This window comes from Sphingobacterium thalpophilum, from assembly GCF_038396785.1.
GTDB lineage: Bacteria > Bacteroidota > Bacteroidia > Sphingobacteriales > Sphingobacteriaceae > Sphingobacterium > Sphingobacterium thalpophilum_A.
In genome coordinates, this window is the sequence record NZ_CP151087.1 from 686,267 (window position 1) to 701,357 (window position 15,091).

The following is a 15,091-nucleotide window of genomic DNA, read 5'->3' on the forward strand; positions in this document are numbered from 1 at the left end:
CAACTTATTGATTTAATAGATTGAACATCAAAAATTATGAAAAAACAGATAATCACTTTATTTTTTATATGTTTGAGTGGCATTATGGTAGTATTGTCCTGTGATCGGGCAGCAAAAGAAGGTGAAAATAGAATTCGTGTCAGTGGTGAAGGAAAGATTAGGATAATGCCCGATCAAGTCACTTTGACAATCAATACGGCATTCACAAAACCAAGGATGGTAGACGCTGTTAGAGAGACTCAAGCAACTGTCGATACGGTCATTGCATTGCTCCAAAAATACGGCAATAAAAAGGAAGACATTAAAACAAGCAGCGTATCAGCAAATAAGGATTATCAATACATCGGAAATACCAATAAATTTATTGGGTATCAAGCACAACAAACAATCGATTTTGTTTTACATGATTTATCGAAATTTACAGAATTAACAGGCAAGTTGTTAGAGACCAAAATAAGCGGAATAGGCTCCATCTCATTCGATCATTCCAAAGCAGACAGTATTTTAAGAGAAGCGGATCTTATTGCTTATGATGATGCATTAAAATCTGCAAAAAAACTTGCATCTCGGGCAGATGTCGAAATTGGCAAACTGCTGTTTTTGTCGAACGACGGAAGCGCATCCAACCAATCGACGCAGTTTAGAACAGGGATGGCGTTAGAAACATTCAACAAGGGTTATGGCGGCGAAGGATTTAAAGTAGCCCCCGAAGTTTTAGAATTTAAAAGGACAATATATACGGAATTTGAAATTAGATAGCTCAAAAATTGGGATTAAGAATCTACGCCAATTAGACATTCTGGTAAGATCGTACTTACGGATAAAACTTGCTTAGAATTAGCATACGGCTAAGTTAAATACCATGATTCATCGCGGTGTTTTTTTCGTATATTTCCTCTATAAATTAACTATAATACAGTCCCCTTGCGCATTGGGTTTTGCGATTTTCCTCTTCGAGTTTGGTCAGCCGTAAGGCTGGCATTAACTCATGCTTGTGTACTTATAGCCTTTTATAGGCATTTGCATTGGCCAATTTAAAAACGGGGTCTTTTAGCCACCATAAAGATACCCGGCCTTTACGCAAAAAATTGTTATGGTTTAAGTTTCGCTATGCGTTCCATTTCTTTTTGGTGATACCGTATCCTGGCATCTAGTTTGGCTGGTTCGTAGATCACCTGTAGTGCCGGATTATAAGGGGTTAAGTCTTTTAGGATATTCCATACAACAACGGATATTTTTCGTGCGATAGCGATCAGGGCCTTTTTCGAGGATTTTCTTATACTTAGACGGTTGAATTTGTCTTTAAAATAGGAGCCTTTACAGCGGCTTGCCGCCCAGGCAACCTGTACCAGTATTGGCTTGAGATATCTGTTTCCTTTAGTGATTGCTGTACTTTTATATTTCCCTGCGCTTTCATCATTCTTTGGTCGTAATCCGACCCATCCGCTCAGTTTACCGCTGTTTTCAAAAACTTTCATGTCTGCGCCGGTCTCGGCGATGATCACAGCGGAACTGATACGGCTAACGCCGGGAATCGTCTTTAGCAAGGCACTCTGCCGTGGAAAATCACGCAGGCAGATAGCTTCAATCTTTTCTATATACTCAGCAGACTGCTTGATCAACAGGTCGTATTCAGCTTTTGCCATCTGCAGGTTGAAGCGGTGGTGCTCCTTCATGCAGCCGGTTAGTGCTGCTGCCAGCTTTCCGTTTTCTTTGTTCTTCTTACTGGCATAGACCAGTTTGCTTAAACGTACGGCATCACGCTCCCCGGCTATCAGGGCATCAATGACACTCAGCATACTTTTCCCTCCGATATCACTCACAAGACTACCCAAACGGATTCCGGCCTGTACGAGGATATTGTCCATTTTGGTAAGCATACGGACTATCCGCTGCTGCAACTTGCTATAGGAACGGGTGTAGCTCCTGAGTTCCTGTATTCGCTCACCGGGCACAAAACTCCCGCGAAGCATATCTTTGTGAAGTAGCTGGGCAATCCACTGTGCATCCTTTACATCGCTTTTGCGGCCGGGCAGCTGTTTGATTAAAAAGGGATTCACCAGCATCAGATCAAAGCCCATTTCAGAGAGAATATTCCAGACCGGGATCCAGTAAATACTGGTACTCTCCATCGCTACTCGGAGAACACCCGCAGCCTTCAAGTAGGCTCCCAACTGTCGAATGCCCGTACTGAAGGTTTCGAAAACCTCCACATCCGAATAATGCTTCCCATTAAATACCGCACAAAAAATACTATCTTTATGCACGTCAAGTCCTGCTGTTTTCATATAACTTTTTTTTTCAACATAAAGATAAGCAGCGGGACTTGATTTGATTGCGATAGCTCTCGCCAATTTTTATCCGCTTGTGTGTAATCGGAAAATTAAATGTAAATTTAACACATAGTTTATATACAGTTCATTTTCGTTTCGTTACTTTATCATACAATAGTTCAATGTAATCAACGGAGTAATGTATCTATTATGAAAACGATAAACTATTTTTTCCAGCGAATTATATTTAGGATCTTTCTAGGTCGATTCAGTTCATTCTATTCACCCTTGAGATTCCACAAGACCTAATTGTTTTTAAACGGCATTGAGGTCCGATAATTTTATTTTATAAATGCTTTTAACCAAAGATGCTTTTGGCAAAGATTTTATTTGGGGAGTGTCTACAGCTGCCTATCAGATCGAGGGTGCGCATGATTTACATGGCAAAGGTTCTTCTATTTGGGATATCTTTGTACAAAAAAGGAACCGTATATTTCAAAATCAACATGGTAATGAGGCTTGCGATTTTTATAATCGCTACGTCCAGGATCTCCATCTAATGAAAGGAATGCATATTCCTAATTATAGATTCTCCTTATCATGGAGCCGTATTTTCCCGGGTGGAATCGGTGAAGTAAATCAATCAGGTTTGGATTTTTATGATCGATTGATCGACCTATCGCTCGAACTAGGGATCACCCCTTGGGTTACCTTATACCATTGGGATCTTCCCCATGCATTAGAAAAAAAAGGTGGCTGGGTGAACCGTGATGTAAAAGATTGGTTTGGCGAATTTGTTTCCAAATGTGTGCATACCTACGGTGATCGTGTTAAAAACTGGATGGTTCTCAATGAGCCTACCGTATTCACTGCCGCAGGTTATTTCTTTGGCGTGCATGCTCCGGAACGAAAAGGTCTGGGTAATTTTTTGGCCGCCGCGCATCATGCGGCATTGGCACAAGCACAGGGATGTCGAATCATCAAATCGATCCAGCCCGACAGTCAGGTTGGAACTACATTTTCATGTTCTCATGTCGAACCATTCACATCGAGAGACAAGGACATTAAAGCAGCAAAAAAAGCAGACGTATTACTCAATCGTCTGTTTATAGAACCTCTCTTAGGAATGGGCTATCCTACTCAGGAGATTAAAATACTGAATAGAATTGAGAAGTATATTAAATTTAATGATGAAAGAGACCTGAAATTTGATATGGATTTCATTGGGATACAGAATTATACGCGGGAGGTTATACGATACGCCATGTTCGTTCCTTATCTCCAAGCAAAAATAGTATCCGCAAAAGAGCGTAAAGTTGATTTAACTGAAATGAACTGGGAGGTTTACCCAGCGTCCATCTATCATATGCTCAAAAAATTCAGTACCTACCAAAACATGCCGCCTTTAATTGTTACCGAAAACGGCGCCGCGTTTCCGGATAAAGCCGAGAATGGTATAGTACATGATCCTAAAAGAGTTTCCTATTTACAGGAAGCATTGCAACAAGTTTATCGTGCGAAACAGGAAGGTATAAATGTCAAGGGCTATTTTGTATGGACTTTTCTTGACAACTTCGAATGGGCTGAAGGATATCGGCCAAGATTTGGACTGGTGTATGTTGATTTCAAAAATCAACAACGTATCATCAAATCCTCTGGGCATTGGTATGCGGACTTCTTAAAATAAAAAAATTACTTTTTCTCACCATGATGATAAATCAAATTCGTGATTTTTAATAAAATTACCGCTACAAGTATTGCCCCAATAATGATACATACGCTGATTAATGAATTTCGCCCGTTATCAGCAAAAATATAGATTGCGCATACCGCCAACAGACAGGGCAAAGCAAAAACAATCAGCTTGATCCAATAGACACGATCCTCTTCCTGGAGGATCCTTTCGGTGGTTACCGCATGAATAAGATCGGCCTTATTTTTTCTAAAATACGTAAGAATGAGCTCTATCTCTTCCTGTCGAAGTTCGCGGGGGCGGACGATCTGTTCTTTTAATATGATAAGTAGATTTTTGTGATCGCGTTGTACAGAGCGAATATCTGCCATTTGAAATCGCTTTTTATAGCCCATGGGATTTATTGCATAGCCAAGACCGTTGCAAAAGTATTTGGTTTTTATTTTATTGATATTCAATTTTTTAATTTGTTTCTTGTTGATTTTCGTTATATTTAAGGTATGGAAAAGACAGAAAAAGTTAGCTTTGTTGATTACATGGTTCAAAGACGGAAAATCAAGCAGGAATTCTTCGATCAGATCAATACATTGGTAAATTGGCGTCCGATTTCAAATATTATCAACAAGCATTACCACAAAGGGGAAAGCAAAATGGGACGCCCTAGTTATTCTGGTCTTGTCCTCTTCAAAATGACACTTCTACAGACCTGGTATGGTCTGAGTGACTACGAAGTAGAAGACCGTATAAACGACAGTATCTCCTTTAGTCGCTTTGTTGGCATCAGTTTGGACGATTCGGTTCCCGATCACAGTGTTATTAGCCGTTTTCGCAGCTCGCTGACAGAAAAGGGTGTTTATGAGAATCTATTCAAGGAGCTGAACAAGCAGTTGAATAAACATAAAATATTGGTAAAACGTGGAGCTATCGTTGATGCCAGTATTGTTGATTCTCCGCTAAAACCAAAAGGCAAAGTTATTTACGAGATCGAAAGTGACCGTAGTGAACATCCTCGCGAAGATTCTGAGCTGGATAAAGAGAATAGTGAACAGTTATTGATCCAACAAGAGAGCCCGGGTGTTGACCATGAAGCTCGTTGGATAAAGAAGGCTGGGAAAACACGTTATGGCTATAAAAAGCATTATGTCACCGATACAGAAGGCCTGGTTCTGGGCGTGGTAACCACTCCAGCAAATGTAAATGAAATTGCCAATCTTCAACAGGTAATATCTTCGGCTGACCTTCCAAAGGGCATCCATATCTATGCTGACAAGGGATATCGTTCCTCTAAAAATGAGGAATTGATCAAATCAGGAAAGCTAAAAAGCAGGATCTTGCATAAGGCAAAGAAAGGAACAGCGTTAACCGAAAGAGAGAAGTTAAGAAACAAACTGATCGGCAAGATCAGGTTCAAAGTTGAACGGACCTTCGGGAGCATCCGGCGATGGTTCAACTCAAGCTGTGCAAGGTATAAGGGGATCGCCAAAATGCATACACAAAATCTAATGGAAGCCATGGCGTACAATCTTTACAGATCACCTGGGATACTTGTGTCCAATGCAATAAAAAACACAAATTAAGCAGTTGAAAAGGCCTCAAAAAGAGGATTTTTCAAGAAAACGCAACTAGATTTCCGAATCCAAATCGGAAAAAACTGCAAAAAAAAAGCAAAAATAACCGATCAGAAAATATCAACATTATTTTGCAACGGTCTTAGCCCTTATAATCGCTGTTTTCGGGACATAGACAAGAGAACTCAATGGCATTTAAAGAGAAGATAATATCAGTGTGATCTTGACCAATCTCTCTAAATTTTGATATGGCAAGTTTAACGGTTGCAAATAATGCACACTGAAGCACAAACAGACCAAAAGACAGATGAAAAATCCAGGACAAAAGCAATGCAACAGCAATAAATCCAAAAATAAACCAGCTCATATTAGACAAAATGTCAACCTTACGTCGTATTATTAACACAAAAATTGTACACATTACAGCTGGGATACTTGCTTTCCAATCCCAAAATATACTGACAACACCCAGCACTGAGCATAGCATATACATCAGCAGTTGAAAATAATCTGATTTCCGTTGGAAGTTGGTTCTCTTAATTTCAATGTTGTTTTCCACTACCTGCTCGAACAAAATGAAAAAATGTTTAACATAATATCTCTCTGATTGCATAAATATAAATATCTTTAATTAATATATATGTAAAAAATCAAAGCGTATCGTATGAAGACTTTTCAGTTTAAATCACATCAGGTTAAAAAGGGCTTAATCTTTGGATTAATTTATTTAGTTGTTGTATTTATACTATGTTATATGATCTTCGGTGGTATAAATGGGATGGCCGATGCGGCAAATAATTTTGGTTCGGCGAAGGGCTTGGGGATATTGGTTGCGGTTGTTATCATTGGTCCACTCGTCGTCATCTTGCAATTAATCAATCCCAAGATTGAAGTACAAGTTGACAGTGCGAACTTATCTATCAGGCAGCAGAAAAAAGAGGATAGCATTATTCCACTGAAAGAGATCTACATCATGGAAATAAACCATGCTTTGGTTAACCAGCTTCAGCTGTTCGATCAAAATAGACAGCTACTCGCTACAATACACCCCCAAAACGACACAAATGTCATTTTCTCCATCGCTAGTGCAATAGCACAACAGGGTAGATTTGTGAAGACAAAGGGGAACAAAAAGATCTTTGGAAATCCTGTTGAAACAATTTCCTATTCCAGGCAATAAATTTGGCATCGATATACGAAATGAAAAGCGCGGCAAAAATTCAGTATTTGGTCCTAATGGTGACAACTCTACTCTTGGGTTTAATCTCACGTAAAATATCTGTCATACCGCCTATATGTGGCGATGTGCTTTATGCCATGATGGTGTATTGGTTATCACGCTTAATATTTATTAAAAAATCACTGTTCTCCTACTGTATCATTACCATTCTATTCTGTTTTACCATTGAATTTTTACAACTTGTCCAATTGCCCCTATTTTTATGGATAAGGAGCAATTCACTTTTGCGCCTCGTATTTGGACAAGGATTTCTCTGGTCAGATTTAAGGGCTTATTTCCTGGGAGCGCTTGGAGCTGCATTTCTTGATTATCTTAAAGATCATTTGCTAAAAACAGACCCTGCGTTGTGAACTGAATAGACCTATTTTGTCGTTTTGGCCCCCATATCGATGCCCATCTTTTCATAAGCAACATCATTCGGCTGCCAAAGCTCTATTTTATTTCCTTCAATATCCATGATATGAACAAATTTGCCATAGTCAAAGGACTCGATCTTATCAAGTACCGTAACTCCCTCCTTCTTCAATTGATCGATTAGAAGTTCAATATCGGCAACCCGATAATTGATCATAAAGTCTTTGTCCGAGGGACCAAAATAGCTTGTACTCTCTTTAAAAGGGCTCCATTGCGTAAATCCTTTTTTCGTACTATCAGCACCCTGATACCACTCAAATACAGCGCCGTAAGAATTTGTTGCCAGTCCCAGATGATCGGCATACCAGGCCCTTAATTTTTTAGGATCTTTGCACTTGAAGAAAATTCCGCCTATACCAGTTACTCTTTTTAACTCGACAGGTCGGTTCAAATTGCTCATGGTATTAAAGGCGTACCCCATTCCAAACGCCAGCGAAATACTCGCAACAAATACGACTCTTTTCATAATTTGATAAGGATAAATATTTATTTCTACCTCCTCTCCCAAATTTAATCATAAGTTTTGAAAAAACATTTACAGTGCAAAACAACATATTCTTTTCTTATACGCTCAGAATGTTATATTCATAGCTTTTATCCCATTTTTTTCCTGCTCAGATTGTTAAAAAACGATATTGTATTTATACATTTGACTCGGTCAAGATTCATTTATCATCCTGGTAATGCGTTTGACGTACTTAGTAAATAGCATCTGAAGTAAAAAACAGCGTTATGTATAATTTTAAAAACGATTATTCCGAAGGGGCGCACCCCCGCATTTTAGATAAACTTATTGAAACAAATCTGATACAACAAGCCGGCTATGGCGAAGATGAATATGCTAAAGCAGCAAAAAGCATTTTGAAGAAAAAGATAGCGAACGAGCAAGCTGTTGTTTACTTTTTATCTGGCGGAACACAGACCAATCTACTTGTGCTATCCTTTCTCTTACGTATCCATGAAGCCGTAATTAGCGCAAAAACGGGGCACATATCGGCCAATGAAACTGGCGCTATCGAAGCAACTGGACACAAAGTCATTACTGTCGAAACACTTGATGGAAAACTAACGCCGAAGGATATTACAAAAACGTTAAAGGAACATGCACTGGCACCACATGTCGTAAAGCCAAGAATAGTGTATATTTCCAATTCGACTGAAATTGGCACGATCTATACGCTGACAGAATTGGAAGCACTTTATGTATGTTGTCGAGAACATCATCTTTTACTTTATCTGGATGGAGCTCGGTTGGGGCATGCTTTGATGGCTGAAAACAACGATCTAACACTGAAAGACATTGGAAATTATGCTGACGTATTCTATATTGGCGGGACGAAAAACGGTGCGCTTTTAGGTGAAGCCGTAGTGTTTAATAAACCCGAATTGGCACTGGATTTTGACTATGCAATCAAGCAGAAGGGCGCTTTGCTTGCCAAGGGCCGGGTTTTATCCATTCAGTTTCTCGAGCTCTTTAAAGATGATTTATATTTTGAACTAGCGCAAAAAGCAAATTCCTACGCTATGCGGATCGCTCAGGTGATCAAAGAAAAAGGCCATTCATTTTTGACAGACTCAACCACTAATCAAATTTTCCCGATTTTACCCAAATCTGTCATAGAGACATTGAGTCAGAAATACCAGTTTTATATTTGGAAGGAAATAGATAATGATTATGCTGCTATTCGCCTGATTACCTCCTGGGCCACCGACGAGGAGCAGGTTGCAAGTTTTATGGAGGCCATATTGAAATCTTAGTGATCCTGCCTCTAGGCTTATCAATCACTCCTAAATGAAAGCGTCCAATAGGTATGTTGTACCCATTGGACGCATCCGATAAAATGAAAAAAATTAGTCTTTAGGTTCCAACGCTTTCCAAACAACCGCTGCAACTGCAGCACCCACGAGCGGCGCAACGATAAATAACCATAGCTGAGACAAAGCTTGCCCCCCCGCTAAAATGGCAGGACCAAATGAACGTGCGGGGTTAACGGATGTACCCGTTACAGGGATAGCAACGAGGTGGATTAATAGCAGTGTAAAACCGATTGCAAGTCCAGCCATTGTACTGTTACCTACTTTAGAGGTTGTCGCTAATATCACAAATAGAAAAAGAAACGTTAACACTGCTTCGATCAGAAAGGCAGAAGCAGTACCATACTCGTTTTGATAACCCTTTCCCCATCCGTTGGAGCCATAGGCCCATTCACCTGCAGTAAAGCCGGCCAGCTGTCCACTCAAAATCTGTTGAAGAACAAATGCTCCCAAAAGTGCGCCAATAAATTGAGCAATGATATACACAATTGCATCCTTAGCAGACATTTTACCCGCCAATAATACACCAACCGTAACGGCAGGATTGATATGACAACCTGAGATTCCTCCGATCGCATAAGCAAAAACCACGACCGAAAGGCCGAAGGCAACTGCAATACCCAAAAGGCCAAGGCCAGAAAGTCCAGCTGTGGTATTGGCCCCTGCAATAGCGGCAGCTCCACAACCAAAAAGTACCAAACCAAATGTTCCAATTAGTTCGGCAACAAATTTTTAAGATGTTTTAATTTCCATATGAATCTGTTTATAACTTAGTTAACTCTAATTTAATCATTTTCCGTATTAAATTAAAGCACTAAAAAATTTATTGTAGAACAATATCCACACACTATTAAAATCAGTTCTATAGATACATCTTCAACATCAGTTTATCCATATTTCATCACAGGCTATAAGCGCGTTCCGTTTCGGATGATACCTCCATTCAGGTAATTTTGCTAAGGGCTCAGCATAGACTCGAATGACCTTAACACGGTCGTTTATCAAAGCTCGATAGCGAACCTTCTCCACTGTATAATCTTCCTCCTGAGATTCAAGTTTCCTCAGCAGCACATCTTGAAAATCTTCGCCATTTTTGGATACCGAAATGCGGACTTCCTTTGGTGAAAATATCCAATGTCGGACATCCTTTAGAAAATTAAGCTCAATTGTATCGATGTGTTTTTCCTGTTCAAAATCAAACGTAATATCCATCGGCTCCCCATTCCATAGCAACCAGTTGTAGCTATAATCCATGTATCCTGGGACACTATCGGAGAGGGTTTCCAAACCATTGGCAGGGAAGGAAGGATCGAATGGATTTTTCAGTTTTATACTTGCTTGTGAAGCTTTGTTCGTTCTGACTCCAGCATTGAATATTTCGCTCCATTCTTTTGCATAAGCATCAGGTGACGCCCCCCCTTCGGCAAGTTCTATTACCCCCAGCCTTTTGGCGTCTTTAATAAATTGAGTGACTTTACGGCTTACATTAGGTCTTACAACCCAATGGTCGCCGTCTTGCTCAAAGATACCATGCTGATGCGGACCATAGAACCGTGCTTGTTGCAAGTAGGTGTAATCCAAGCCTAAACCGACACGTCTAATACGCGATTCTAATAAAGGATTTCCTTCACTTGCAATTTCAGCTTTTTCTAACAATGTACTGTATTGATCCATAGCTTCGGGACTCAAAAAATCCTTTCTATTATCAATTGGATTTCCATAAATCGACAAAGCGGAGGAAGCTCCAGGCAAGTGATTTCTTCGCAGATCGAGATATTTCTTAATAAATGGCGCAGCCTTACCATAATAGCCCTCAATAAATTCATCTGTCAATTGCTCTTCTGAACGACCATCTGTATCCCAGGCAAGGTTAGCCAAAATATAAGCATTTAACTCCGCCATATCACTATAGGTCGCTCCGCCACCTTGTAAGAATACCCCTTCTACCCCTTGTCCTTTCAAATATTGCATGCTTTTCTGCATCGTTCCTTGAATGGGGAATGGGGCAAGATAATTGGTAAACTGAGTCAAATAATCCCATACAAACACATGCTTCGCTTTCGATTTCCAAGCGCCCAATTGTCTACGGAAAGTTGCTGCAGAATATTCACTACTGATATCATTTTTCCGAAAAGCATCGATATTACTTAATATAACCGAAACATTATCTGCGACGCGAAGATGCGCTGGAGCATTAGCCGATTCGAGATACGCCAGCGTCGTAAATTTCTTGTCTGGAAATTTTCCGGCCACCCTATTCACAAAGTGGATCAAGGAGCCCTGTGCTCCTCCTTCGCGCTTATCAATGGCTTGGCAAAGATCGCAAGTACAGCTTCCAATGTCGTCATTGGCTGCTATGGACCAATAGATAGCCGTTGGATTTTCAAGCATCCTTTTCTTAAAGTAAGCGACTGTATGAGTAAAAACTTCTTCATTGGAAAGACAGAGCTGAATCGGTTGGCGCTTCTCATCATACAGCGCGTAATATTCCGGATGATCTTTAAAGTAAATCGATGGTGGCAATATTTTACTGAAGGTATGGCCCCAGTCCCCCCATCTATCTTCCAAATTATGTAGGCCATACCAGTCCATGTACTCCTGATCCAATTCCACAGGGAAATAAACTTCTCTAAATTGAAAATTAGGCTTTGAAAAGATTTTTAAATCGGCATCCACATATAACGCAGTACACTTTGGAACATCGGTACTTTCTTTACCTGTATACCACTTTCGCCCACCAATAACATCCCTGACATAACGGTACGCCGCAAATATTACACCTCTACCACTTCCTTTGATGTAAATATTTTTTCCTACAGCTTCAATCGAATAACTGTCTTCAGGGGACGCATTTGTTATTGGGCTTCTTTCCAAAATAATGGCATGTGTATCATCAACTTTGGCTTGTATTGCAAAATCTACACCTGTGCTTTCTTTTGTAAAGGTGTTTATCACCGCAGCAGCTTTTTGTACAACAGGATCATTTGCATCCGCCTGGATGACATAATCCGTTTTCCCATTGTCCACCAATACCATTCTTTCCTTACCCTGAACTATCGTTACCAAAGACAATAGACCTAACATAAACTTCCACATCATATTAAAAATATCTCCTTAATGATAGATTTAGATCATACTGGTTCATAAATCTATTTTCAGCAACTTTGTAATAGCTCCAACCGCCCATGAGTGTAAAACCCCAAGCATCTATGCGATGTTGCCAGCCTGCATTAATTGATCGGGATAAAAAATTGAAACGGTTGTTTAGGAATTGATAACGCGATGGATCATCTGGCGAAGTCCCCACATTACCGATTAGTGTGACATAGGAATCCGGTTTTTCACTGTTATAATAATGTCGGATCGCGAGGGAGTAGGCTTGGTTCCATCGCTGTTCATCACGTAACAAAAATCCCCTTAAATAGACAAAAGTTGGCCCAAAATATCGGCCTGCCGAAGCGACAAGTCCGTAATTATTTGTATTGTCATTTGCACGAACATACCTTCCTCCGAAATCGAAGAGCCACAATCCCGCTTCCCGATATAGGCTATAAGATGCGCGCCATGTTGGAAAAACACTACCATCAGCCCAAGCTATCTGGTGATAGGCATATATATTTTTACTGTAGTTAAGCCAAGCATCCAAACCGACCTGATAACCTTTCTCACCACGTCTATTCCCGTAATTAAACTGTCCGATAAGTGTATTTTTCTCCCCTAATTTTTGGCCATATTCCAGACCTGAAATAAAGAAATGTCCATTTGGCCGATCTTGCGAACTTTGCATATGATTTGCTCCAATATAAAACTTATAAGGCATATTCTCGCGGTAAACTTTGGTCAAATGCTGATATTGTACATTTTCTGGCATCTTCGCTACCAGCTGATTCATATAACCCAATGCCGTTGAATAATCTTTGTTTAGTGCTGCAATGTTTGCTAATTGTTCGGTAACAAAAATCGAACTGTCACCTCTGCTCCATAAAGTTTCGAAATCAGTCTTCGCTTTCCCGTATTCTCTATTCGTCATAAAAGCACTTGATCGCAGGTATAAGAAACGATTGTCTGCAGGATCAACATGTTGTATACTGTCCGAATAAGCCAATGCTTGAAATACATCTCCCTTTTCGACGAAATTCCGTCCCCTTTTATACCAGATATCGATGCACGCATCACGGTCACGTGTTAACTTCCTATGTTCAAATTCGCTATACAACCTGATGATTTCAGCGTCCATCGGAAACCGTTTACGTGCGGATTGCCAGGTAATCGTTGCTTTTTCAGGCTGATTAGAAGACTCATATAGTGCAGCTAATGAAAGATACGCATCTCTGTAGCTCGGCTCGCTCGAAACCACTGCTTCAAAATAGGGAATCGCCCAGTCGGCTCGCCCCATCTTCTGATAGCTCAATCCCAAGATATACCTAAAATCCGTGTATTTAGGATATTTTGATAATACGGTTTGGCTCAATGCAATGGATTCCCCCACTCTTCCTGCTCGCAGGTAGCCAGCGGCTTTTGGAACCAAGCTGTCAACGTCGTATGTTTTATTTTGCCAGTTAACCTGTGCATGTACAACTTGCGACAAAAATAGCAAACAAAAAATTAGCGCAGATAGGATTAATTTTTTCATTTTTCTACTTTTTAATGTGATCAGAGGGCAAAGGAGTTAAGGTGCCTTTTCGCGTCATTTCCCCCCAGGCATGCTTTTTCCCAAAAAGTTCTTGGACATAGCCCTTAAGCGAGCTATAAACGATAATGGGATGATAAACAAATGGTTCTATAAATGCGGTGAGGCATAACCTTATAATATCTTTTCGCCGTTTGTAATATTTATAGACATAATTGTCCAGTAAAATGGAAAAACTTGTCAGAAAGACCGAAAACATATAGACGAAGATCAATAAAAGAATAGCCATTGGCCAATTAATGCCATGTGTTAGGATGAGGTAGATATAAAAGAAAATACCTAAAATCTCCATAATAGGGGCAAAAAATTCGAAAATGGCATTGTATGGAAAAACGATGAGTCCAAACCTTTTGTACTTTGGATTAAAAAAGGCCTTACGATGTATGCGCATAATTTGCATCAAACCCCGCGCCCAGCGTACACGTTGACGCGTTAACATCTTGAGGCTGTCAGGCCCCTCAGTCCAACAGAGCGTCTGCGGAATATACTTGACCTCGTATTTTTGGTTATTGTCACACATGGTCATACACATTCTGGTTACCATCTCCATATCCTCGCCCAAGGAATTAGAATCATATCCGCCCGCAGCAATGAGAATCTCTTTATCAAACAATCCCAATCCCCCAGAAACATTGGGAATACAGTTAAGGTAATTCCAGCCCATTTTACCCAACAGGTATGATCGAATGTATTCCATTTCCTGAAAACGGGCCAATATGGGTTTGGGTAATGCAGCTTCCACCAACATACCGGAATCCACATAACTGGAGTTTGACATCCGTAGTGTTGCGCCCACAGCGATTACACGTTCCTTCGAATCCAGTACAGCTTCGATTAATTGAACCAGGGTGTCATTGGCGAGCACACAATCCACATCGGTATCTAAAATATAAGGAAAGGAAGCTACATTAATTCCAGCATTTACCGCATCGGCATTACTACCCCCATTTATTTTATCAACGATCGTTAGTCGTTTATGAGAGATGTCCCTGGATTTGTAGATTGCTTTAATCTCCTTACATGGCACCAAATAGTCAACCAAAAAGTCTACCTGGACCAGATCAAACTCTTTAATGAGCTTCTCAAATGTATCATCTTTACTGCCATCATTCACAATAACGACCTCGTATCTGGAGTAAAACAGTGTCATCAGCGAACGTACATTGTTCACGATTGTAACCGATTCATTATATGCTGGTGCGACAATACTTACCCCTGGAGCAATTTCAGACTCCATTAATGTCTGCACACGTCGGGAATTTCTCTTCCGAAGATTCTTCCGGATCGATATGGATGACATCCGAAACAACATGACGTATACAATCAACAGCAAGAGACAATAAAATCCGAAAACAAATTCTATTGAAAATATAAAATGTTTCATATGCAATACTTTTG

13 protein-coding genes and 1 pseudogene are annotated in these 15,091 nt (G+C 40.1%); 6 read left to right on the forward strand and 8 right to left on the reverse strand.

Features of this window, described 5'->3' with window-relative positions; translation table 11 throughout:
• Positions 1-36: 36 nt before the first annotated feature.
• Positions 37-759, forward strand: a complete 723-nt coding sequence (locus tag AACH28_RS03220; RefSeq protein WP_286751961.1) for an SIMPL domain-containing protein — start codon at positions 37-39, stop codon at positions 757-759.
• 332 nt (positions 760-1,091) lie between these two features.
• On the opposite strand, the gene AACH28_RS03225 is transcribed toward AACH28_RS03220, so the two are convergent.
• The gene (locus AACH28_RS03225; protein ID WP_341832231.1) at positions 1,092-2,288 is read right to left on the reverse strand and encodes an IS110 family transposase; all 1,197 of its coding nucleotides are present in this window, start codon (positions 2,286-2,288) and stop codon (positions 1,092-1,094) included.
• A gap of 337 nt (positions 2,289-2,625) precedes the next feature.
• Between AACH28_RS03225 and AACH28_RS03230 the strand changes: the two genes are divergently transcribed.
• On the forward strand, positions 2,626-3,960 hold the full coding sequence (locus AACH28_RS03230; RefSeq protein ID WP_341832232.1) for a GH1 family beta-glucosidase: 1,335 nt from the start codon (positions 2,626-2,628) through the stop codon (positions 3,958-3,960).
• Between the two features lie 5 nt (positions 3,961-3,965).
• Here the strand turns inward: AACH28_RS03230 and AACH28_RS03235 are convergent, their stop codons facing one another.
• Positions 3,966-4,424, reverse strand: a complete 459-nt coding sequence (locus tag AACH28_RS03235) for a hypothetical protein (RefSeq protein ID WP_341832233.1) — start codon at positions 4,422-4,424, stop codon at positions 3,966-3,968.
• Between the two features lie 96 nt (positions 4,425-4,520).
• On the opposite strand from AACH28_RS03235, the gene AACH28_RS03240 reads away from it, so the two are divergent.
• Positions 4,521-5,543 (forward strand): IS5 family transposase, encoded by a 1,023-nt coding sequence (locus AACH28_RS03240; RefSeq protein ID WP_112374319.1) that lies wholly within the window; start codon positions 4,521-4,523, stop codon positions 5,541-5,543.
• A 133-nt stretch (positions 5,544-5,676) separates the two neighbouring features.
• Here AACH28_RS03240 and AACH28_RS03245 read toward each other — a convergent pair whose 3' ends face one another.
• Positions 5,677-6,147 carry a hypothetical protein gene (locus AACH28_RS03245; protein WP_341832234.1) on the reverse strand — a complete coding sequence of 157 codons (471 nt, stop codon included), beginning with the start codon at positions 6,145-6,147 and terminating at the stop codon, positions 5,677-5,679.
• Between the two features lie 51 nt (positions 6,148-6,198).
• On the opposite strand from AACH28_RS03245, the gene AACH28_RS03250 reads away from it, so the two are divergent.
• Positions 6,199-6,714, forward strand: a complete 516-nt coding sequence (locus tag AACH28_RS03250) for a hypothetical protein (protein ID WP_341832235.1) — start codon at positions 6,199-6,201, stop codon at positions 6,712-6,714.
• Positions 6,715-6,770: 56 nt separating this feature from the next.
• Entirely contained in the window at positions 6,771-7,124 is a 354-nt protein-coding gene (locus tag AACH28_RS25470) for a DUF2809 domain-containing protein (RefSeq protein ID WP_407073640.1), read from the forward strand.
• Positions 7,125-7,135: 11 nt separating this feature from the next.
• Here the strand turns inward: AACH28_RS25470 and AACH28_RS03255 are convergent, their stop codons facing one another.
• Positions 7,136-7,654, reverse strand: a complete 519-nt coding sequence (locus tag AACH28_RS03255; protein WP_286770710.1) for a VOC family protein — start codon at positions 7,652-7,654, stop codon at positions 7,136-7,138.
• Between the two features lie 266 nt (positions 7,655-7,920).
• Between AACH28_RS03255 and AACH28_RS03260 the strand changes: the two genes are divergently transcribed.
• Positions 7,921-8,946 carry a low specificity L-threonine aldolase gene (locus tag AACH28_RS03260; protein ID WP_286843777.1) on the forward strand — a complete coding sequence of 342 codons (1,026 nt, stop codon included), beginning with the start codon at positions 7,921-7,923 and terminating at the stop codon, positions 8,944-8,946.
• A gap of 93 nt (positions 8,947-9,039) precedes the next feature.
• Here AACH28_RS03260 and AACH28_RS03265 read toward each other — a convergent pair.
• The 4 genes and pseudogenes from AACH28_RS03265 to AACH28_RS03280 all read right to left on the reverse strand — a co-directional run.
• Positions 9,040-9,720: pseudogene (locus tag AACH28_RS03265) on the reverse strand (MIP family channel protein); the annotation flags it as partial.
• Positions 9,721-9,885: 165 nt separating this feature from the next.
• Positions 9,886-12,102 (reverse strand): DUF4838 domain-containing protein, encoded by a 2,217-nt coding sequence (locus AACH28_RS03270; RefSeq protein WP_341832236.1) that lies wholly within the window; start codon positions 12,100-12,102, stop codon positions 9,886-9,888.
• A gap of 1 nt (position 12,103) precedes the next feature.
• Positions 12,104-13,636, reverse strand: a complete 1,533-nt coding sequence (locus AACH28_RS03275) for a YaiO family outer membrane beta-barrel protein (protein WP_341832237.1) — start codon at positions 13,634-13,636, stop codon at positions 12,104-12,106.
• 4 nt (positions 13,637-13,640) lie between these two features.
• Positions 13,641-15,077: a glycosyltransferase gene (locus AACH28_RS03280; RefSeq protein ID WP_341832238.1), complete on the reverse strand. Its 1,437-nt coding sequence runs from the start codon at positions 15,075-15,077 to the stop codon at positions 13,641-13,643.
• Between the last annotated feature and the right edge of the window lie 14 nt (positions 15,078-15,091).

Coding starts and splice junctions, on each gene's coding strand:
- AACH28_RS03255 (WP_286770710.1), bottom strand. CDS start 7,654: ATGAAAAGAGTCGTATTTGTTGCGAGTATTTCGCTGGCGTTTGGAATG.
- AACH28_RS03270 (WP_341832236.1), bottom strand. CDS start 12,102: ATGATGTGGAAGTTTATGTTAGGTCTATTGTCTTTGGTAACGATAGTT.
- AACH28_RS03260 (WP_286843777.1), top strand. CDS start 7,921: ATGTATAATTTTAAAAACGATTATTCCGAAGGGGCGCACCCCCGCATT.
- AACH28_RS03220 (WP_286751961.1), top strand. CDS start 37: ATGAAAAAACAGATAATCACTTTATTTTTTATATGTTTGAGTGGCATT.
- AACH28_RS25470 (WP_407073640.1), top strand. CDS start 6,771: ATGGTGACAACTCTACTCTTGGGTTTAATCTCACGTAAAATATCTGTC.
- AACH28_RS03245 (WP_341832234.1), bottom strand. CDS start 6,147: ATGCAATCAGAGAGATATTATGTTAAACATTTTTTCATTTTGTTCGAG.
- AACH28_RS03280 (WP_341832238.1), bottom strand. CDS start 15,077: ATGAAACATTTTATATTTTCAATAGAATTTGTTTTCGGATTTTATTGT.
- AACH28_RS03225 (WP_341832231.1), bottom strand. CDS start 2,288: ATGAAAACAGCAGGACTTGACGTGCATAAAGATAGTATTTTTTGTGCG.
- AACH28_RS03230 (WP_341832232.1), top strand. CDS start 2,626: ATGCTTTTAACCAAAGATGCTTTTGGCAAAGATTTTATTTGGGGAGTG.
- AACH28_RS03250 (WP_341832235.1), top strand. CDS start 6,199: ATGAAGACTTTTCAGTTTAAATCACATCAGGTTAAAAAGGGCTTAATC.
- AACH28_RS03275 (WP_341832237.1), bottom strand. CDS start 13,636: ATGAAAAAATTAATCCTATCTGCGCTAATTTTTTGTTTGCTATTTTTG.